16 protein-coding genes are annotated in these 20,439 nt (G+C 63.2%); 7 read left to right on the top strand and 9 right to left on the bottom strand.

Annotated features, from left to right (window positions below):
* Positions 1-32: 32 nt before the first annotated feature.
* A complete protein-coding gene (locus tag J5Y06_RS03060) occupies positions 33-1,052 on the top strand; it encodes an LLM class flavin-dependent oxidoreductase (protein WP_209333626.1) in 1,020 nt (339 codons plus the stop codon).
* A gap of 16 nt (positions 1,053-1,068) precedes the next feature.
* On the opposite strand, the gene J5Y06_RS03055 is transcribed toward J5Y06_RS03060, so the two are convergent.
* Positions 1,069-1,665: a peroxidase-related enzyme gene (locus J5Y06_RS03055; protein WP_209333625.1), complete on the bottom strand. Its 597-nt coding sequence runs from the start codon at positions 1,663-1,665 to the stop codon at positions 1,069-1,071.
* Between the two features lie 104 nt (positions 1,666-1,769).
* Between J5Y06_RS03055 and J5Y06_RS03050 the strand changes: the two genes are divergently transcribed.
* Positions 1,770-6,530, top strand: a complete 4,761-nt coding sequence (locus tag J5Y06_RS03050; RefSeq protein ID WP_209333624.1) for an NAD-glutamate dehydrogenase — start codon at positions 1,770-1,772, stop codon at positions 6,528-6,530.
* The gene (locus J5Y06_RS03045) at positions 6,527-7,951 is read left to right on the top strand and encodes an MFS transporter (protein ID WP_209333623.1); all 1,425 of its coding nucleotides are present in this window, start codon (positions 6,527-6,529) and stop codon (positions 7,949-7,951) included. The genes J5Y06_RS03050 and J5Y06_RS03045 overlap by 4 nt, the downstream gene beginning before the upstream one ends.
* On the opposite strand, the gene purH is transcribed toward J5Y06_RS03045, so the two are convergent.
* The 4 genes from purH to htpX form a co-directional block, all read right to left on the bottom strand.
* On the bottom strand, positions 7,923-9,539 hold the full coding sequence (gene purH / locus J5Y06_RS03040) for a bifunctional phosphoribosylaminoimidazolecarboxamide formyltransferase/IMP cyclohydrolase (RefSeq protein ID WP_209333622.1): 1,617 nt from the start codon (positions 9,537-9,539) through the stop codon (positions 7,923-7,925). The genes J5Y06_RS03045 and purH overlap by 29 nt on opposite strands.
* Before the next feature lie 67 nt (positions 9,540-9,606).
* Positions 9,607-11,319: a heparinase II/III family protein gene (locus J5Y06_RS03035; RefSeq protein ID WP_209333621.1), complete on the bottom strand. Its 1,713-nt coding sequence runs from the start codon at positions 11,317-11,319 to the stop codon at positions 9,607-9,609.
* A gap of 91 nt (positions 11,320-11,410) precedes the next feature.
* Complete coding sequence (locus J5Y06_RS03030) at positions 11,411-12,790, bottom strand: RsmB/NOP family class I SAM-dependent RNA methyltransferase (protein ID WP_209333620.1); 1,380 nt, start codon at positions 12,788-12,790, stop codon at positions 11,411-11,413.
* Complete coding sequence (gene htpX / locus J5Y06_RS03025) at positions 12,787-13,752, bottom strand: zinc metalloprotease HtpX (protein WP_209333619.1); 966 nt, start codon at positions 13,750-13,752, stop codon at positions 12,787-12,789. Before htpX ends, J5Y06_RS03030 begins: the two co-directional genes overlap by 4 nt.
* 103 nt (positions 13,753-13,855) lie before the next feature.
* Here htpX and J5Y06_RS03020 point away from each other — a divergent pair, with 103 nt between their 5' ends.
* Complete coding sequence (locus J5Y06_RS03020; protein ID WP_209333618.1) at positions 13,856-14,092, top strand: DUF1674 domain-containing protein; 237 nt, start codon at positions 13,856-13,858, stop codon at positions 14,090-14,092.
* A 53-nt stretch (positions 14,093-14,145) separates the two neighbouring features.
* Here J5Y06_RS03020 and ppa read toward each other — a convergent pair whose 3' ends face one another.
* Positions 14,146-14,685, bottom strand: a complete 540-nt coding sequence (ppa, locus tag J5Y06_RS03015; RefSeq protein WP_209333617.1) for an inorganic diphosphatase — start codon at positions 14,683-14,685, stop codon at positions 14,146-14,148.
* A gap of 122 nt (positions 14,686-14,807) precedes the next feature.
* Complete coding sequence (locus J5Y06_RS03010; RefSeq protein ID WP_209333616.1) at positions 14,808-15,314, bottom strand: GNAT family N-acetyltransferase; 507 nt, start codon at positions 15,312-15,314, stop codon at positions 14,808-14,810.
* A gap of 176 nt (positions 15,315-15,490) precedes the next feature.
* On the opposite strand from J5Y06_RS03010, the gene J5Y06_RS03005 reads away from it, so the two are divergent.
* Positions 15,491-15,736 (top strand): hypothetical protein, encoded by a 246-nt coding sequence (locus J5Y06_RS03005; RefSeq protein WP_342453356.1) that lies wholly within the window; start codon positions 15,491-15,493, stop codon positions 15,734-15,736.
* Between the two features lie 19 nt (positions 15,737-15,755).
* Positions 15,756-16,502 (top strand): DUF429 domain-containing protein, encoded by a 747-nt coding sequence (locus J5Y06_RS03000; RefSeq protein ID WP_342453378.1) that lies wholly within the window; start codon positions 15,756-15,758, stop codon positions 16,500-16,502.
* A gap of 3 nt (positions 16,503-16,505) precedes the next feature.
* Here the strand turns inward: J5Y06_RS03000 and J5Y06_RS02995 are convergent, their stop codons facing one another.
* Both J5Y06_RS02995 and J5Y06_RS02990 read right to left on the bottom strand, forming a co-directional pair.
* Positions 16,506-17,771, bottom strand: coding sequence for a multidrug effflux MFS transporter (locus J5Y06_RS02995; RefSeq protein WP_245247534.1), 1,266 nt, complete (start codon positions 17,769-17,771; stop codon positions 16,506-16,508).
* Positions 17,768-18,244: a MarR family winged helix-turn-helix transcriptional regulator gene (locus J5Y06_RS02990; RefSeq protein ID WP_209333614.1), complete on the bottom strand. Its 477-nt coding sequence runs from the start codon at positions 18,242-18,244 to the stop codon at positions 17,768-17,770. Before J5Y06_RS02990 ends, J5Y06_RS02995 begins: the two co-directional genes overlap by 4 nt.
* Before the next feature lie 144 nt (positions 18,245-18,388).
* Between J5Y06_RS02990 and J5Y06_RS02985 the strand changes: the two genes are divergently transcribed.
* Positions 18,389-20,437, top strand: a complete 2,049-nt coding sequence (locus J5Y06_RS02985; protein WP_209333613.1) for a M3 family metallopeptidase — start codon at positions 18,389-18,391, stop codon at positions 20,435-20,437.
* Positions 20,438-20,439 lie beyond the last annotated feature (2 nt).

The raw sequence follows: 20,439 nt of genomic DNA, 5'->3' as shown, positions 1-20,439 counted from the left end.
TAAAGCATGAGCGCGGGGCTTATCTGAGGCTCATGAAAAACATCGGCTTTCTTTCCTTCGGTCATTGGAACCCTTCGCCGCATTCGGGCACCCGCTCGGCGGCCGACGCGCTGCTGCAATCCATCGAACTTGCGGTCGCGGCAGAAGAACTCGGCGCAGACGGTGCTTATTTCCGCGTCCACCATTTTGCGCGCCAGCTCGCTTCGCCTTTTCCCCTGCTGGCGGCAGTGGGCGCCAGAACCAAGCGCATCGAGATCGGCACCGCCGTGATCGACATGCGCTACGAGAACCCACTCTACATGGCCGAAGACGCCGGGTCGGCCGACCTGATCGCCGGCGGCCGCCTGCAGCTTGGCCTGAGCCGCGGATCGCCGGAACAGGTGATCGATGGCTGGCGCTACTTCGGATATCAGCCGCAGGACGGCCAAAGCGAAGCCGACATGGCGCGCCAGCACACGGAGGTTTTCCTCCAGGTGCTGCGAGGCAAGGGGTTCGCCGAACCGAACCCGCAGCCGATGTTCCCCAACCCGCCCGGCCTTCTGCGCCTGGAGCCGCATTCGGAAGGCTTGCTGGAGCGCATCTGGTGGGGTGCAGCCACCAATGCGACGGCCGAGTGGGCAGCAAAGCTCGGCATGCACCTGCAAAGTTCGACGCTGAAGTTCGACGAAAGCGGCAAGCCGTTCCACGTCCAGCAGGCTGAACAGATCCGTGCCTATCGCGAAGCCTGGAAGGCCGCAGGGCACGAGCGAACCGGCCGCGTGTCGGTCAGCCGCTCGATCTTCGCTCTCGTGGACGATCGCGACCGCACTTATTTCGGGAACGATCGTTCCAGCGATCACTTCGGCTATATCGAGCCCAACAAGCGGGCGGTTTTCGGCCGCTCCTATGCGGCCGAGCCCGATGTGCTGGTGGAACAGCTGAAGGGCGACGAGGCGATCGCCGAAGCCGATACGCTGCTTCTGACCGTTCCGAACCAGCTCGGCGTCGACTACAACGCCCACGTTATCGAGGCGATCCTGAAGCATGTCGCACCAGGGCTGGGCTGGCGATAAGCCAGCCCTAATCTGGTTACCTTGCCATCCCGTGATACTCCGCGTTCGGCCGCATATCGACGGCGGCTGCGACGCGGTTCGACATGTTGAAGAAGGCGGCCGTGGCGGCGATGTCCCAGATGTCCCGATCGGAAAAACCGACATCTCGGAGCGCCTGGCGGTCGGCTTCCTCGATCATGGACGGGCTTTCCGTCAGCATCACCGCGAAATCGAGCATCGCCTTCTGCTTCTCGGTGAGATCCGCGGCGCGATAGTTCATCACCATCATCTCGCCTAGAGCAGGATCTCCCGACAACTGCCGCACTGCCGCGCCATGGGCTGTCAGGCAGTAATAGCAGTGGTTCACGGACGAAACGGCCACCGCGATCATTTCCCGCTCAAGCTTGCTCAACCCGGAGTCGCCCAGCATCAGGTCGTTGTACATGTCGGTAAACGCGCGCAGCTTCTTTTCATCGAAGGCGTAGGCAGCGAGCACGTTTGGCAGCAAGCCCAGCTTTTCCTTGGCTTTTGCGAAATAGGCCTTTGTGCCCTCGCTCAGCTCGGCTTGCGGCAGGTTCAGCGCCGTCACAGCCGGTTGGCTCGAAACTTTCTTGGTCTTCTGCGGCTTCGTCATCGGCGCTTCACTCCCGTCTGCTCCAGAATCGGTTCCAAGCGCGTCGAAAAAGATGCGCTCTCCGCTAGGTAGAGCAGAAATCGGGACGGAAACGGAGGGACTTGATGTCTGAAGCACCTGGAACGGCTGCAAAAAGCCTCGCGACACTCCCGTCCGGTTTGGACGCAACCACCTTTGCGCCGCACCTCTTTTCTCACGCGCCTGCAGAAGATCTCGCGCAATACGGCGAAGCAGAGCGGCAAACTGCAGCGAACCTCGCCTTGGCCGCGCTGGCGCGCCACCGCCGCGGTGAAGCGGTCGTGACAATCGACACGCTCGCGATGGGCGCCGGGTCGCCGGTCAGCGTGATCACCCTGGTCAACGACAACATGCCGTTTCTGTTCGACTCCGTTCAAGGAGAAGTGGCGGAAGAAGCGGGCGAGCCGCTGCTGGTCATGCACCCCGTCCTGCGCGTCGAAACCGATCCGGCCGGTCGCTTCAGCGGCTTAAGCGCGAGCTCGGGGGAAGCGGTCGCCTCCGTTCACAAGGTCAGCTTGATTCAGATCCACGTGCCGCGACTGGCAAGCGACGCCGCAGAGGCCTTGGCAGCGCGGCTGCACCAGATCCTCGAACAGGTGCGCGCCGCCGTCACCGGCTGGCGCCCGATGCTCGATCGCCTGCAGCAGGCGATCGACGGATTGCGGGCCCTGCCGGGCCGAAATGGCGAGCTCAAGTCTGATGAGGCCGTTGCATTCCTGGAATGGCTGCGTGACGACAACTTCATCTTTCTCGGCATGCGTGAGTTCCGCTATGTCGGCGACGCCAGCGAAGGTGCGCTCGAGCGCATCGATGCGCCGGGGCTCGGAATTCTGGCCGATGCCGATCTGCGGGTTCTGCGGCGCGGCAATGAGCCGGTCGTGGCAACACGTGAGGTCCGCGCCTTCCTGCATGGACCTGAACCGCTTCTCGTCACCAAGGCGAACACGAAAACAGCCATCCACCGGCGCGCTTATCTCGATTATGTCGGGGTGAAAACCTATACGCCTGACGGCGAACTCGCCGGCGAATTGCGCATTGTCGGCCTTTTCACATCCACCGCCTACACCCGCTCGGTGATGAACATCCCGTTTCTGAGTTCCAGGGCGCGGGCAATCATCTCGGAACTGGGCTTCGACCCTGCCGATCACAACGGCAAAGCCCTCATCCACGTTCTGGAATCCTATCCCCGCGACGAGTTGTTCCAGGTCAGCCAAGCGACGCTGCGGGATCAGGCGACCGCGATCATGGCGCTCGGCGAGCGACCTCGGGTGCGGGTTCTCACGCGCACCGACCAGTTTGACCGCTTCGTGTCCGTCATTGTTTTCGTACCGCGCGACCGCTACGATTCGCGCGTTCGTGAGCGGATCGGCGCATATCTGAGCGCCGTCTATGACGGCCACCTGTCGGCCTTTTACCCTGCCTTTCCCGAAGGGTCGCTCGCGCGCGTCCATTTCATCATCGGCCGCTCGGAAGGTGTCACCCCGCAGCCCTCGCAAGCCGAACTGGAAAACGCGGTGCGCAGCCTCGTGCGGACCTGGGATGACGCGCTGCGCGACGTCGCGCTTGAGGTCGAGCCGAGCCCGGCTGCCTTGGCGATCGCCGGCCGCTTGCCGGAAGCCTATCGCGAGGGGTTTGCGCCGGCCGATGCACTGGTTGATGCCGAACGAATCGGGCAGTTGTCGCAAAACAACCCGATCTACGCCGATTTCTATCGTCGCCAGGATCAGGCGCTCAGCGCCCTGTCGCTGAAGATCTATCATGTGGCGCAGCCTCTGCCGCTGTCGCAGCGGGTGCCCGTTCTGGAGCAGATGGGCTTCCGGGTCATCAGCGAGCGCACCTTCGAGGTTCCCGGCGATGGAAAGCACGACGTGGTGTTCGTCCATGACATGGAACTGGAGCCTGCCAATGGCCGCGCCGTGAACCTGGACGATGCGGGCGCCTTGCTGGAAAGCGTGTTTTTGTCCGTGTGGCGCGGCAAAGCCGACAACGACGGCTACAACGGTCTGGCCCTGTCGGCCGATCTTCAACCCGATGAGATCGTGGTGCTGCGCGCTTATGGCCGCTATCTGCAGCAGGCGGGCATTCCACAGAGCCAGGATTTCATCGCGGCCGCATTGAACCGCTATCCGGAGATCGCGCGCAATGTTGTGGGGTTGTTCAACGCGCGTTTGCAGGCCGGCGACGCCGATGCGGAAAGCCGGCATGAGGCGCTGATCCTCAAAGAGCTCGATGAGGTCCCGAACCTTGACGACGACACCATCCTTCGCCGCATTCTCAACCTCGTGCAGTCGACCTTGCGCACGAACCATTTCGTGCCCGGTCGTGCAACGGGCGACACGCTTGCCCTGAAGCTTGAGTCGCGCGCTATTACCCTCCTCCCGGAACCGCGTCCGTGGCGGGAAATCTTTGTGTATGGCGCGGATGTCGAAGGCGTTCACCTGCGTTTCGGCCCGGTTGCCCGCGGCGGTCTGCGCTGGTCTGACCGGGCACAGGACTACCGCACGGAAGTTCTCGGGCTCGTGAAGGCACAACAGGTCAAGAACGCAGTGATCGTGCCGGTCGGCGCGAAGGGCGGCTTTTACCCCAAGAAACTGCCAACGGGGGGAACACGCGACGCAATCTTCGCTGCGGGAAAGCAGGCCTACGTGACCTTCGTGTCGACGCTCCTGTCCATCACCGACAACATCGTGGGCGACGCGGTCGTGCCGCCGGCCGGGGTGCTGCGCCGCGACGGTGATGATCCCTATTTCGTTGTGGCCGCCGATAAGGGAACGGCCACCTTCTCCGACACGGCCAACGCCATTAGCCAAAGCCACGACTTCTGGCTTGATGATGCTTTCGCCAGTGGCGGTTCCGCCGGTTACGACCACAAGAAGATGGGCATCACCGCCCGCGGCGCCTGGGAAGCCGTGAAGCGGCATTTCCGCGAAATGGATCGCGACATCCAAACGCAGCCCTTCACCGTGGCGGGCGTGGGAGACATGTCCGGCGACGTGTTTGGCAACGGCATGCTTTTGTCGCGGGAAATCCGGCTCGTGGCGGCCTTTGATCACCGCGACATATTTCTGGACCCTTCGCCGGATGCCGCACGCTCCTTTGCCGAGCGCCAGCGCTTGTTCGACCTGCCGCGCTCCAGCTGGCAGGACTACAACGCGGCCCTTCTGTCCCCAGGCGGCATGATCGTGCCGCGCAGCCAGAAGGCGATCACCTTGTCGGCGGAAGCAGCTGAACTCCTGCAGATCGGCAAAACCGTCGCGTCTCCCAATGAGATCATGACGGCAATCCTGCGGCTTTCGGTTGATCTGCTCTGGTTTGGCGGCATCGGCACCTATGTCCGCGCAACAACGGAAACCAATGCGGATGTCGGGGATCGTGCCAACGACGCGATCCGGATCACCGCACCCGAGATCGGGGCCAAGGTGATTGGCGAAGGGGCCAATCTTGGCGTCACCCAGCGAGCCCGCATCGAGTACGGCTTGAACGGGGGCCGGTGCAACTCCGATGCGATCGACAATTCCGGTGGCGTGAACTCGTCCGACGTCGAGGTCAACATCAAGATTGCCCTCGCATCCGCCATGCGCAGTGGCAGCCTGTCGCGGGATGACCGCAACGTCCTTCTGTCGCAGATGACGGAAGAAGTGGCGGCCTTGGTTTTGAAGAACAACTATCGCCAAACGCTTGCTCTGTCGCTTGCCGAGCAGCGCGGCCTTCTGGAGCTGCCGCATCAGCGCCGCTTCATTCTGGGACTGGAAGAGCGAGGCCTGCTGGATCGCGTGGTGGAGGTCCTCCCGAGTGACAGCGCGATCGCGGAGCGCGAACAGCGGGGCGTTCCCCTCACCCGTCCGGAACTCGGCGTCCTTCTGGCCTATGCCAAGCTGACGCTGTTTGGGGACCTGGTTGCGACCGCCCTGCCTGACGAGCCTCACTACGAAGGCACGCTGCTCGGTTATTTCCCGGCGCAAATGCAGGTCGCCTATCGCGATGAGATTCTGAGCCATCGGCTCCGCCGCGAGATCATCGCAACGGAACTGGCGAACGACGTGATCGATCGCGGCGGGCCCACCTTTGTGTCCCGCCTTCAGGATCTGACCGGGGCTGCGCCAGCCGAAATCGTGCAGGCCTACACTCTCGTGCGGGACGGGTTCGAACTCGACACGCTCTACGCCCAAGTCAACGCGCTGGATGCCAGGATCAGCGGTGACGCGCAGCTCGATCTTTATGGCGCAATCACGCGCCTTGCCTGGCAGGCAACCAGCTGGCAGTTGCGCAACGACGGCGGCTCAAAGCAGCCGCTAGCGGTTCAGATCGACGCGCTGAAGAAAGCGCGCACAGAGCTGGAACCGCAGTTGCAGGCCCTGATGCCGAGCTTCGTGCAGGACGCTACGGCAGAGGCAGCCCGGACCTATGCTGCGGCAGGCGCGGGCAACGACCTCGCACAACGTTTGGCCATGCTCGAGATCCTGCGTCTCGTGCCGGAAATCCTCCAGGTCGCCGATCGGGCGGGAACGCCGCTGTTGCAAGCCGCACAAGCCTTCTTCGCCGTAACAGAAGCGTTTCGGATTGGCCGGATCGAGGATGCCGCCGCATCTGTTTCAGCGGCCGACTATTATGAGGGGCTTGCTTTGGCACGCGCCATGGACACGATAGGAGCGGCGCGCCGGCGCATTGCCGCTGCGGCGCTTGGCGATGCAAGCGGCGGGTTCACGGTGGAGGGTTGGGTGAGCGCAAGGAAACAACACGCGCTGCGAGCGCGCGATCGGCTGAAGGCCTTGACGGAAAGCGGCGACCTCACCGTTGCCCGACTCACCGTTGCTGCCGGCGTTCTGGCTGATCTCGCGCAAGAATGAGCGACGCGCACCTCGCACCTGCGGAACCAGTCAGTCGGATCGGCATCTGGAGTTGGATGGGCTTCGACTGGGCGGCACAGCCCTTCTTCACGGTTGTGACCACATTCATCTTCGGCCCTTACGTTGTGTCGCGGATGGCCGATGATCCCGCTGCCGGACAGGCGGCCTGGGGCTACGGCATCGCCGTCGCGGGACTGATGATGGCGTTACTGTCACCATTGCTCGGTGCCCTTGCCGACCAGACCGGCCACCGCAAGCGCTGGATTGCCGGTTTCGCGATCTTGAAGGTTGCCTGCCTTCTGCTGCTGTGGTTTGCCGCGCCGGGATCAAGCCTGCTTTGGGTGCTGCTGGTGTTTGCGCTCGCCACGGTGGCGGCGGAATTCTCCATCGTCTTCAACGACGCGATGCTGCCGCGCCTGGCAACGCCCAGCGAGATCGGACAGATTTCTAATCTCGCCTGGGGGCTTGGCTACGCGGGAGGCATGCTGATGCTGATCTTTGTGATCGCCTTTCTTGCCGCTTCCCCTCAAACGGGATTGACCCTGATTGGCATTCCGCCGCTTTTGCCGCTTGATCCGGTCCAGGGCGAAGACGCCCGCATCGTTGGGCCGCTTACCGCGGTCTGGTATCTCCTGTTTATCCTGCCGATGTTTCTGTTCACGCCCGACACCCACACGGGCGTGCCGATGCGCACGGCGGTCCACAACGGATGGGCGGAACTGAAAAGCACGGTAGGGGAGATCCGGGGCCAGCCTGGCATCCTGCGCTTTCTTGTTGCTCGCATGATCTATCAGGATGGGGTCAACGCCCTGCTTGCGCTTGGCGGAACATTTGCCGCGCTGATGTTTGGGTGGACGGTCACGGAGATCGGCCTGTTTGGCATCATCCTCAACATCGTGGCCATTGCCAGTTGCCTGCTTGCAAGCCGGCTCGACAGAACCTTCGGATCCAAGCGCATCGTTGTTGTGTGTCTGTTGCTGCTTTGCGTTGCGACGGTTGGAATCGTTTCCACCGCGCCGGACGGAACGCTGTTCGGTTTGTTGCCGCTGGACGGCGTCGACAACGGCGGCTTGTTCGGCACATCCGCTGAAAAAGCCTACATCCTCTATGGCATGTTGATCGGAATGGCATTCGGGCCCGTGCAGGCGTCATCGCGTGCATATTTCGCGCGAAGCATCGCTCCGGACGAGGCGGGCCGATATTTCGGCATTTACGCGCTCGCCGGCCGCGCCACGAGCTTCGTTGCGCCTTTTCTGGTGGCGACGGTCACCGCCGCGAGCGGGTCGCCCGCTCTTGGCATGGCGGTGATCATCCTGTTCTTTGTCGGCGGGCTGTGGATCCTGGCCACCACCCCTTATCCGGCGGCACCCGCAAAAGCACCGCTCAGAAGCCTCAGTGCCGGAAATGCCGCATTCCCGTGAACACCATGGCAAGCCCATGGGCGTCGGCGGCCGCGATCACCTCATCGTCGCGCATCGAGCCGCCCGGCTGGATCACCGCCGTGGCTCCGGCTTCAACGGCCGCCAGGAGCCCGTCGGCGAACGGAAAAAACGCGTCGGAAGCCACGACGGAGCCTTTGGTGGCCGACACGGGCAAGCCAGCGGCGTCGGCAGCGTCCTGCGCCTTGGTTGCGGCAATGCGAGATGAATCCACGCGGCTCATCTGCCCGGCGCCGATACCAACCGTGGCCCCATCCTTCACATAAACGATCGCGTTCGATTTCACGTGCTTGGCGACACGGAACGCAAATCGCATGTCCGCCAGTTCCCCTTCGCTGGGAGCGCGCTGCGTCACGACCTTCAGGTCGAGATCGTCCACGACGCCGTTGTCGCGCGATTGAGCCAGGAAGCCACCAGCCACGGTCTTGAACGCAAGCCCCGGTTCGCGCGGATCGGGCAATCCGCCGGTGACGAGGAGACGCAGGTTCTTCTTGGCGGCGACGACGGCCTGCGCTTCTTCCGTCGCATCAGGCGCGATGATGACCTCGGTGAAGACCTTCACGATCTCTTCCGCCGCCGCCACATCGAGGGTTCGGTTCAGCGCAACGATGCCGCCGAAGGCCGACACCGGGTCGCAGGCCAGGGCCTTGGCGTAAGCGTCACGAAGCGTTTCACCCGTGGCAACACCACAGGGGTTGGCGTGCTTGATGATCGCAACCGCAGCAAAGGCGGCGGAGTCGAACTCCGCCACCAGCTCGAAGGCGGCGTCCGTGTCGTTGATGTTGTTGTAGGACAGGGTCTTGCCCTGCAACTGGCGCGCGGTCGCGACCCCGGGCCGCGGGTCACCGGTTCGGTAGAAGCCCGCCATCTGGTGCGGGTTCTCCCCATACCGCATTTCGGAGGCCAGCGTGCCCGACAGGCTGCGATAGGTGGCGCTCGTTCCAGAAACGGCTTGAGCAAACCAGGCCGCGATACCCGCATCGTAAGCGGCCGTGCGGGCGTAAGCCTTGGCGGCAAGACGCTGACGGAACAGAAGACTGACATGTCCCTCCTGCGCCTTCATCTCGTCCAGAACGGACGCGTAATCGGTCGGATCCACGACCACCGACACGTAAGCGTGGTTCTTGGCAGCAGCTCGCAGCATGGCTGGCCCGCCGATGTCGATGTTCTCCACGATCGACGCGTAGTCGGCGCCTGACGCCCGGACGCTTTCAAACGGGTAAAGGTTCACCACGAGAAGGTCGATCGGCGTAATGCCATGGGCCGCCATGGCTTCCTGATGTTGGGGATCATCGCGGATGGCGAGCAAGGCGCCGTGGACGCCGGGATGCAAAGTCTTGACCCGGCCGTCCATGATTTCGGGGAAACTCGTGACGGCGGACACATCCGTCACCGGCAGTCCGGCTTCCGCCAGAGCCTTGGCCGTGCCGCCAGTGGACAGGAGGGCCACACCTGCGTCGTGCAGGGCCTGCGCAAACGGAAGGAGGCCCGTCTTGTCCGACACGGAAAGAAGGGCGCGCTTCAGGGCAACGCGATCAGGCGCAGGGATATTCTTGGAAGGAACGGCCATGGAAAAGATCTCGGCGCTGGAAAAAGTGACCGCGACCTAGGCCAAGGTGGCGCCGGATGGCAAGGCGTTATTGCAGATCGCTTCCGCCGTTTCGCAGCATGGCCCAGGCGAGATCCGGATGATCGGACGCGCGGTAATGCAGCACGATCTGCCTTGTTTTGGTGGGGCCGGCCAATCCGGCGAAGAAGATCGACTCCTCGACCAACGGCGGAACCGCTTCGCAGATGAACCGCCAGCTTTCGCCATCCCGCGCCACGAGACGCAGTTCCTCGCCAACCTGCTGCAAATCGATTTCGGGATGGAGATGGAAACGGACCGCGACGTGGTCGCCGCCCGGCGCAAGCCCGCCGGGTTTCGTGAAACGGTCATTGCCAAACAAGGCAGTGCCGCCGTTGGCAAGCACCATCTGACGTTCGTGGAACAGGTTGAAGCGCGAAAGGTAGCCATCATGGCTTGCCACGAAGCCCTGGATCGCGGCCTCGTCCTGCCCTTCATCGAGCCGACGCGAGCGGACCTGCCGGGGTCCTGCCACCAACGGGGTGCCGAGAAGACCATTCATGCCGGAAGCAAGGTTGAAGCGCGCGGATGAAGCGTCGTTCACCACGGCAGTGGAATGCGCCGCCGTTGCGCGGGCCAGAGGCCGGAAATCGCGCGAGCCAAACGTATCAACACCGGCATTGACGATAAAGCAGCGGCGCGACGAGGAGAGTTCAAAGGACAGGCAACCGGCATGCGCCTGGCCCGACAGGTCGATGGTGGGCGCGGGTCCTGCGTCGGCAATAACGGTTGTACCGCCCATCGCAAGCCGTTCAAAACCCGAATGCGGTGCCTGCAGAAGCGACGCGCCGCCCGTATCGTCATGGCGCAGGATGGAGGCGACGCGGTCGTGGACCGTGACGCCCATCCCGTTGAAGCGGGCGAGAGAACCGTCCTGATGGCGGAAAAAGCGTAGGGCAGGCAGCATCCGGTCCACAGCGCCGAGGAGTGCGGCTGGCGGCGTGGAGGACTGGTTGGCATAGGTTTGGCGCAGCGGCAGTAAGTCCGCGAGCAGCTCCAGGAGCGCCAGAGGGCTGCGTGACAGGTGGCCACCGTCCGGCAGGATCTGCCGGTCGAGTTCTTCCGCAAGTTGGCGCGTCGCGTTGCGAAGCACCATCGCGGGCGTTGGAAGCGACAAGGCCGCAAACGCCAGGGCGATGCGGGCGCGCAGCCGGTCCTCGCCATCGGGCATTTCGATCACGGCACTGCGCAGGTAGCGGATCTGGATCGCCAGACACTTCAGAAAAGCGCGGTAAAACGGAAATTCCGCGCCTTGAAGAATGATCGTTGAATGCTGCAGCCAGGCAATCACGCGCTTGGCAGTGACCGTTGGCTCCCAGGCGGGGCCAGCGATCCGGCGCCCATGCAGCGTGATCCACTCGCTCACCAGGGCACGCGCATTGGCGGCCGCCAGATCGGTCTGGGCGGCACGAAGGTGGCGCAGCCAGCGAAACGCATGCAGCGCGTCCACCCATTCCGGCGAGGCCGCCTTGATCTCGAACGGAGAGCGGCCGGCGGTTTCCACCACCTGCCCGGCAAAAGGAAAGCGGCCGTAATAGATGTCCTGGGCGATCTGGGGATCCGCAAGCCGCAGGTCGGGCGGCGCAATCAGGATGCGGTCCGGCGTGCGACCGGAATAGCGCCACCGCCAAGTCGGTCCCGCGCGCAAGCGCCGGCGCGCCTTGCGCCACAAGGCACGTGCGACCAGACCCCAAAGCTGTGGCGCCTCCACGGCTGCGTTCACCTGATTATATGCTCCGGCATTATTGCTGCTGAAGCTTAGACCAAGGAATGGTTAACCAAAGCTTGTCTTCGAGTGACCGGGCAACCGTTTCTTAACCAAGCCGGCGCAGTCGCGCGGCGAAAAATCCATCCATCCCGCTCAAGGCAGGGTCGGCATGGGGCAGATCCGCCGGGGTGGTGCGCACGGCGCCCGACGCCGTGATAAACGATGCCAGTTCCGGAAAGGCAGCGGGTTCGATCGGCTCCAGCGCAAGATCGTCGCGTTCGGCAAGCACCGTTTGCAGCAGTTGCTCGCCTTCGAGCGGATGAAGGGAACAGTTGGAAAACACAACGTGGCCGCCGGGTTTCACCATCCGAACGGCGTGGTCGAGCAAGCGCGCCTGCACCGCAGCGAGTTTTGCGATCTCCTCCGGCGTCTTGCTCCAGGCCACGTCGGGATGGCGGCGGATCGTTCCAGTGGACGAACAGGGCGCATCGAGCAGAACAGCATCAAACAGCTGGTCCGGCTCGAACTTCGCCAAATCGGCTTCCAGAACGGTGGCTTCTAGGCCGAGCCGATCAAGGTTGGCGCGAAGCCGCTTCAGCCGGTTGCGCGACACGTCGAGCGCGGTGACGCGGGCACCCGCGTGGATCAGTTGCGCCGTTTTGCCACCGGGTGCTGCGCAAAGGTCTGCAACATGCAGTCCCGCCACGTCACCCATCAGCCGCGCCGGGAGGGCCGCCGCCGCATCCTGAACCCACCACGCGCCATCATCATATCCAGGAAGGGTTGAGATGGGGCCTCCCGGCCGCGCCACGCGAACGGTGCCCGTGGGCATAACAATGCCGCCGAGGCGCTCGGCCCAGGCTTCCGGATCCGCTTTCACCGTGAAATCCACCGGCGCCTCGGTTCGGTGCGCTTCAAGGATCGCCTCGGCCTTGCTTGTTCCGTAAGCCTCGACCAGGCGCGCAACAAACCAGTCAGGCACATCCGGAACCGGAGGACTCGCCAGGATCGCAGCCTTTTGCCGTACGATCGAACGCAACACGCCATTCACGAGCTTGTCGAAACGGCGCGTGCGGGGGTCGGCCTTCGCCTGTTCCACGGCAAGATCCACGGCCGCCCGGTCCGGAACGTCAAGAAACAGGATCTGCGTTGCCGCGACGTGCAGCAGATGGTCGAGGGCAAGCGCGTTGCCGGGCAGCGGGCGTTCAAGCTGCGCTGCAATGGCCGCAGCAATCGTACCGCGGCGGCGCAGGGCTGAAAGGAGGATCGCCCGCACAAGGGCGCGGTCGCGCCCGTCGAGCGCCCGGTAGGCGGGATGGCCGTTGTCCTCGTCGGTGAGGCCATCCATCGACGTATGAGCATCCACGACTGCCGACAGCAGCTTTGCTGCCGCTTGCCGCGCCGGCAGGCCCGCAACGGACGACGGCTCGTGCTGCTGCTTTGTTTGTTTGCCGGAATGAGCGCCAGCCTGGTTCGGCGCCCTCAAGACCAGGGTCCACGCGGCGGCTTCTGGGCGCCACCCCAGGGCCCGGAGGTGGAACCACCGCCAAAGGGGTTGGCCGCGGGCCGGCTGAACGAGCTTCCGCGCTCGAAGCGTGGCCCCGGCTGGATGTCGGTCATGGCCTGCAAAGCGGCGATGCGGTTTTCCGTCGCCGGGTGCGTCGAAAAGAGGTTGTCCATGCGCTGGCCGGACAATGGATTGATGATGAACATATGAGCGGTAGCCGGATTGCGCTCGGCATCGACATTGACGATCTGGTGCGCACCGCGCGCGATCTTGTTGAGCGCCGAAGCCAGCGCATGTGGATTGCCGCAGATTTCGGCCCCGCGCCGGTCGGCCGAATATTCGCGCGTCCGGCTGATGGCCATCTGCACGATCATCGCGGCCAGGGGCGCCACGATCATCGCAACCAGCACCCCGATGATCCCGAGGGGGTTGTTGTTGTCCCGGTTGCCGCCGAAAAAGAACGCGAAATTGCCGAGCATGGAAATCGCGCCGGCGAGCGTCGCAGTGATGGTCATAGTGAGTGTGTCGCGGTTTTGCACATGCGCCAGTTCATGCGCCATCACGCCGGCGACCTCGTCGGCGTTCAAGCGGCGCAACAAGCCCGTTGTCGCGGCAACAGCAGCGTTTTCCGGATTGCGACCGGTGGCAAACGCGTTCGGCTGGTCGTTGTCGATGATGTAGACCTTCGGCATTGGCAGGTTGGCCCGCTGCGCCAGGTTTTCCACGATGCCGTAGTATTCTGGCGCCGAAGCGCGATCCACTTCCATCGCGTGCTGCATGCGCAGCACCATCTTGTCGGCATTCCAGTAGCTGAACAGGTTCATGCCGGCAGCAAACAGGAAGGCAATCGCCATGCCGCTCGTGCCTCCGATCAGGTAACCGACGCCCATAAACAGCGCGGTCATGAAGGCCAGCAGCATCGCCGTGCGGATCATGTTCATTAACGGGCGCCTCCTTTGCGCCGGCTCGCTCTTGTGCGGCCTCGCCCCTTCCAGGGGCCTCGCACCGCACCTATTATCATGGGAAGCACAAGGAACGACTTCAATGATCGACCATGACAATGAAGGCGCTGAGGTCGCGCAAAAGGCCGGAGAAGCACCTGCGGAGGATAAGCGGCCGCTGACGCCTGCAGCGGAACGCGCACTGGCCGAAGCGCAAGCGCGTCGCGCTGCCTATGACGCGTTCGAAGCCGGCATGCCCGCCGAACGCGGCGGGCGCGGCGGCCATGATCCAGTCCGCTATGGCGATTGGGAGAAAAAGGGCATCGCAACGGATTTCTAGATCTCCGTTGCGATCGAAAGGCGCATGGAAACCCCATGCGCCTTTGTGCCGGATCAAGCGTCCGGGTTATTTTTGGCGCGTTCGATCGCCTCGACGATCATCCGCCGCGCCTTGGCCGCATCGTGCCAGCCACCGATCTTCACCCACTTGCCGGGTTCCAGATCCTTGTAGTGGGTAAAGAAGTGCTCGATCTGCATGCGGGTGATTTCCGGCAGGTCGATGTAATCGTGCACATTCTCGTAGCGCCGCGTGAGCTTCGGCGAAGGAACCGCGATCACCTTTTCATCCTGGCCGGCATTGTCTTCCATGATCAGAACGCCGATTGGCCGGACGTTGATCACGCAACCCGGCACCAGACCGCGCGTGTTGCAAACCAGAACGTCAATCGGGTCGCCGTCGCCCGACAGCGTATGAGGCACGAAGCCGTAGTTCCCGGGATAGCTCATCGGAGTGTAAAGGAAGCGGTCGACGAACAGCACGCCGGCTTCCTTGTCCATTTCGTACTTGATGGGCTGGCCACCGATCGGCACTTCGATGATGACGTTGACGTCTTCCGGTGGGTTGTTGCCCACGGGGATAGCATCGATACGCAAGGGGTTGTCTCCGTTGATCGTCCTGCGCTTAGCGCGCGGCCGGTTAACAGGCAATAAGCAACGCTTCTAGCGGCCCGGGATCTGGCTGAAAGCATCGGGCAACAGGCGAACCGTCGCCGCCGTCACTCCCAAACGAAGGCGACCTTGCGCAGCGCCTTGTGGTCGAACACTTCCACGCCCTCGGCGACGTCGCGTCCGCCGATACCGCGGTAGAACGACACGGCGCCGCCATTGTCTTCCAGGGCCCAAACCACCATGCCCTGAAGTCCGTGGTCGCTCAGCTTCTGGCGCGCGGCGGCAAACAATCGGCTGCCAAGCCCGATGCCCTGACACTCCGGCCGCAGGTAAAGTTCATAAATCTCACCTTGCTGCGGAAGATCCCGAGCCCGGTTGCGCCCGAGCGTCGCATAGCCGGCGATGTCGCCACCGATCTCCACCACAAGCACCGATGCCGCCCGCCGGATGGCGTTTGCCCACCAGTTGCCGCCACGACGGCCGATCATGTTGTTCAGCGCACGGTGCGGGATGATGCCTGCATAGGCACCCTGCCATGCGCTCGCATGAACCTCGGCGATGGCGTCAGCATCGCTGGGGTCGGCTCGGCGGATATCGATCGTCACCGTTTTCATGATTTCTTAACCATAGGCTCCACCGGCCCGGAAGGAAAGCAGCAACAAGAAAGAAGGCCTGGAAAAACCGGGCGGTGGTGCCGGATGGACTCACAAGCGAGACACTGCTGCGCCAATGGCAGCCTGCCTTCGTAGCTTGATGCTGTTATGGTGAGGAAACACGGAGCAGGCCAAGCGTGACCCCCGACGAACAAAGACAGATGGAAGCCGAGCGCATCATCGCGCGCGCCAACACGCAAACGGATGGTGGAGCCATGGCGGTCATGAAGCGCACGGCACAACGCGGCAGGGACCATTTCGCTGCCCGCGACGCCGACGCCGACGACTGGATCGAGGTGTGGGGGACAAGGATCGGGCGCGCGATCGGCATTCTCCTGTTTATCGGCCTGATTCTTTATCTCGGCGGCTTCGTTCTTGGCTGATGCCGAGGCACCCGTTTTTGTGGGGGTGGACGGCTGCCGTGGAGGCTGGATCGCCGTTGCTGACCACGGGCAAGACCCGCCCCGAGTGGAAATTTTCCCAACGTTCCCAGCCTTGATTGCGGCTGCCGGCAACACCGCGATCGTGGCCATCGACATGCCGATCGGTTTGCCCGCGACAATCGGACGGGAAGGTCGCGGTCCGGAGAAGGCTGTTCGTTTGAAGCTGGGCAGTCGCCGCAGCAGCGTGTTTTCGGTCCCGTCCCGTGCAGCAATCTTCGCCGGAGCGGATATGCCAGCGTCGGGCCCCGGCCGCTTGAGCGCGCATCGCTATGCTTGCGAGGTAGCGCGGCAAACATCCGACCCGCCGCGCGCCGTTTCCATTCAGGCGTTTGGCTTGTTTGCGAAGATCCGCGAGGTGGACGCTGCCGTGACACGAGATGGGCGCGTCGCCAGCCGGGTTCATGAAGCCCATCCGGAACTCGCTTTTGCCACGCTTAATGGGGGAACGCCCATGCGTCACCCGAAGAAAAAGGCTGGCCGCTTGCATTTGCCCGGACTTGCTGAACGGCGGGCTCTACTGTTGCGAGCCGGAGTTTCGGAAGCGTTCTTCGCCGAGCCTCTTCCGAAAGGTGCCGGGGAAGACGATCGCCTCGATGCGCTGGTTCTGATGCTGGTGGCACGGCGCATCTGGTACGGGGAAGCGGTTTCCCATCCTGATCCGCCCCTCACGGACGAGCGCGGACTGCGCATCGCGATCTGGGCATGAGCCTCAGGACGGCGGGGCATCCGGCACAAAAGGGCCGGTCTTGATCTTGCCGAGGGCCGGCTCGGGCAAACGGCGCCACAAGAGCCACGCCACGACCGAAATCCAGCCCATCACGGGGATAACGGTTCCCAACCCGCTGACGGGGTCCGAGAAAAGCGAAATGGCTAGGCCGCCAAGCAGGCCGCTGCCCATCTGGAAAAAGCCGGCCATGGCTGAGGCAGCCCCGGCCATTTGCGGAAACGGCGCCAGCGAGGCTGTCGAGATGGCTGGAAAGATGAACGGCAACCCGAAGGTCGCAACCGCACAGGGCAGCATCACGCTGAGGAAGCTGGGCGCGGCAAAGTGCATGGTGAAGAACAGGCTGGTGACGCCGATTGCGGTAAAGGTCAGGCCGACTGGCACGAGGCTTGTCGCGCTGTGGCGGTGCAGGGCCCGGCGAACGACGAGGTTGCCCGCAACGAAGAGGCCTGACTGCATCAACATGCCGATGCCGAACTGGCTTGGGCTGAGGCCAACACGCGTCATCAAAATAAAGGGAAGCGCCGTTGCCTGCGCGTAAAGGGCGCCGGTTGCGCCGCCGATGATGATTGCGGACGTCAGGAAATAGCGGCTGCGCAGAACCTTCCCGTAACTGGCCAGAAGAGCGCGCGGCTGAATGCGCGATGGATCGCGCACAACCGTTTCACGCAGCTGCTGGTGAATCACGATCGCGATCACAGCGCCTGCAACGAACATCAGGAGGAAGATGGCGTGCCAGCCAAAGAACTCGAGCGTAAGACCGCCGATGGTTGGCGCCAGTGCGGGCGCGACGCCGAGGATCAGCCCGATCAGATTCATGATGCGCGCCGAGCGCTCGCGGGTGAACAGGTCGCGCACCACAGCGCGCGAGATCGCAATCCCGACCGCTGCCCCGATGCCCTGAAGAAAGCGCGCGGCAATCAGCCATTCGATGCTCGGCGCCACGAGAGCCGCAGCGCTGGCGACGCAATAGATCCCGATGAAGCCGAGCGTCACTGGCCTCCGCCCCAGGCCATCCGACAGCGGACCGGCGACGAGTTGGGCAAACGCAAACCCGGCGAAATACAACGACAGCGAAAGCTTCACCATCTGCTCGGTGGTGCCGAACGCGGTGACGATCTCCGGCATGGCAGGGGTAAACAGCGCCATGGACAATGGCCCGAGCGCAACAAGCATCGCGCCAAGCAGGCCAACACGCCGTTCGCTCATGAGCGGCTGCACGGCGGGATCAAAGCGCGGCTGGACGTTCAAGACGCGCTGTCTCCGGTCGAGGCCGCATCCCCGCCGCGCAAGGCGCTGAGATTTCCGCGAATGATTTTCAGCATGGCCATGAAGCGCTGCCAATCTTCCGCGGCAAAGTTGGTCGTAAGTTCGTCGCGCAGGGCCGAGGCCACACGCTGGATCTCGACCAGCATGGCATCCGCGCAGTCGGTCAACTCGATCAGCTTGGCACGCCGATCCGTGGGATCTGGCACCCGCCGGATCAACCCACGCGCTTCCAAGCGATCGAGCTGCCCTGACAAGGTCATGGCCTCCACCCCCATGCGCTCGGCAAGAACGTTCTGCCGCACTGTACCGGCGCGCGCCGCATGGGCGAGCGCACGGCCCTCGCCATGCGTCATGTCAAAGCCGCCTTCGGCAATCCGGCGGTCCGTTTCGCTGCGAAGCAGCCGTGCCACGTCGGTGACAAGAAAGCCGAAGGAGTCCGGATCAATGGAATGCATAGATCAGCGCAAATTGTAAGGAAGCCAGATAATAAGCGGAACTTAGTTTGCACGACCGTGAGCGTCAAGGTTGCGGCGCTTCGGCACCGCGCCTAAATCGGGAGCACCGCCACCGGCGATGTGACGGCAACAATCGGATCCGGCATGACCCAGACACTCGACCTCACCACGCATCCCCTCACACACTGGTCCGGTGCGCTTGATCTACCTGACTTTGCCGCGATCGACCACGCTGATTTCGAGCCCGTTTTCGACGCCGCACTGGCCGCGCATGCAGCCGAGATCGCGGCGATCGCCACCAACAACGACGCGCCGACGATTGAAAACACGCTTGCGGCGCTCGAGCTGAGCGGCGATGCGCTGGATCGTGTGTCCGCTGTGTTCTGGTTGTTTGCGGGTGCGCACACCAACGAGCGCATCCAAGCTGCCGAGCGGGCAATCTCGCCCAAGATGGCGCGGCACTTTTCCGCGATATCCATGAACCCGCAGCTCTTTGCTCGGATCGATAACCTGTTCAATCACCGCGACGACCTTGATCTCGACGAAGAAACACGCCGCGTCCTGGAAAGAACCTGGCGGCGCTATGTGCGATCCGGTGCGAAACTTCCCGACGAGGACAAGGCAGCTCTGGCGAAGATCAACGAGGAACTGGCCGCACTAGGCGCATCCTTCGGACAGAACGTGCTGGCCGATGAATCGAGCTGGGTGATGATGCTCGATGCTGGTGAGCTCGATGGCTTGCCGGAGTTCCTGAAGGCGGCCATGGCGGAAGCGGCAAGTTCGCGCGGCGAGCCCGGCCGCTATGCGGTGACGCTGTCCCGCTCGATCTATGAGCCGTTCACGACCTTCTCGGAGCGGCGCGACCTGCGCGAAAAGGCGTTCACCGCTTTCACCATGCGCGGCCAGAATGGTGGCGCCACCGACAACAGCGAAGTTGTGCGCCGGACGCTGGAACTGAGGGCGGAAAAGGCACGACTGCTGGGCTATGAAAGCTATGCGGCGCTGAAGCTCGAAGAAACCATGGCGAAAACGCCAGCGGCTGTTCAAGCGTTGCTGGAACCCGTCTGGATCAAGGCACGCGAGAAAGCCGCGCAGGATCAGGAAAGCCTGCAGGCTGTTGCCGCCGGTGAGGGCCACAACCACCCGATCGCCGCCTGGGACTGGCGCCATTACGCTGAAAAGGTGCGGGTGGAGCGCTTTGCTTTTGATGAAGCGGAACTGAAGCCATACCTCCAGCTGGAAAATGTGATTGCCGCTTGCTTTGATGTGGCGACCCGGCTGTTCGGCGTTACCTTCAAGGAAGAAAAGGGGATCGCGGCCTGGCACCCCGAGGTGCGCGTCTTCAGCGTGATAAATGCCGACGGCTCCCCGCGCGGAACCTTCCTGGCAGATTACTTCAACCGCCCAAGCAAGCGCTCCGGCGCGTGGATGAGTGGTCTGCAGAGTGGCTACAGGCTGGGCGCTGGCTCAAAGCCGATCATCTACAACATCATGAACTTCGCCCGGCCGCCGCAAGGGCAGCCGGCGCTCCTGTCGCTGGATGAAGCACGCACGCTGTTTCATGAATTCGGCCACGCCCTGCATGGCTTGCTGTCGGATGTGACCTGGCCCTCCGTGTCCGGCACATCGGTCAGCCGTGACTTCGTGGAACTGCCCTCGCAGCTTTACGAGCATTGGTTGACCGTGCCGCAGATCCTGCAGAAGCACGCCCGCCACGCGAAAACGGGCGAGCCGATGCCGCCGGCTCTGATCGAGAAGATGGACGCGGCGAAGACCTTCAATGCCGGCTTCGCCACGGTGGAGTTCACCTCTTCGGCCTTGATCGACATGGCCTATCATTCGCTGTCCAAGGCGCCCGACGATCCTCTTGCCTTTGAGGCGGAAACGCTGAAGGCGCTCCAAAAGCCCGAGGGAATTGCCATGCGGCACCGAACGCCGCATTTCCAGCATGTGTTTGCGGGTGACGGTTATTCGGCCGGTTATTACTCCTACATGTGGTCGGAAGTGCTGGATGCCGACGCCTTTGCGGCTTTCGAGGAAACGGGCGATCCGTTCGACCCTGAAACCGCAAAGAAGCTGCGCGACTTCATCTACGCAGCCGGTGGTACCCAGGAGCCGGAAACCCTCTACACGGCCTTCCGCGGTCGCATGCCCTCGGCTGATGCCATGATGGCCAAGCGCGGCATCGCCTGACC

This window comes from Tianweitania sediminis (assembly GCF_017813335.1).
In the GTDB taxonomy this organism is placed as follows: Bacteria; Pseudomonadota; Alphaproteobacteria; order Rhizobiales; family Rhizobiaceae; genus Tianweitania; species Tianweitania sediminis.
The sequence above is the reverse complement of the archived record's forward strand: the minus strand, read 5'-3'. Positions and strand labels throughout refer to the sequence as shown.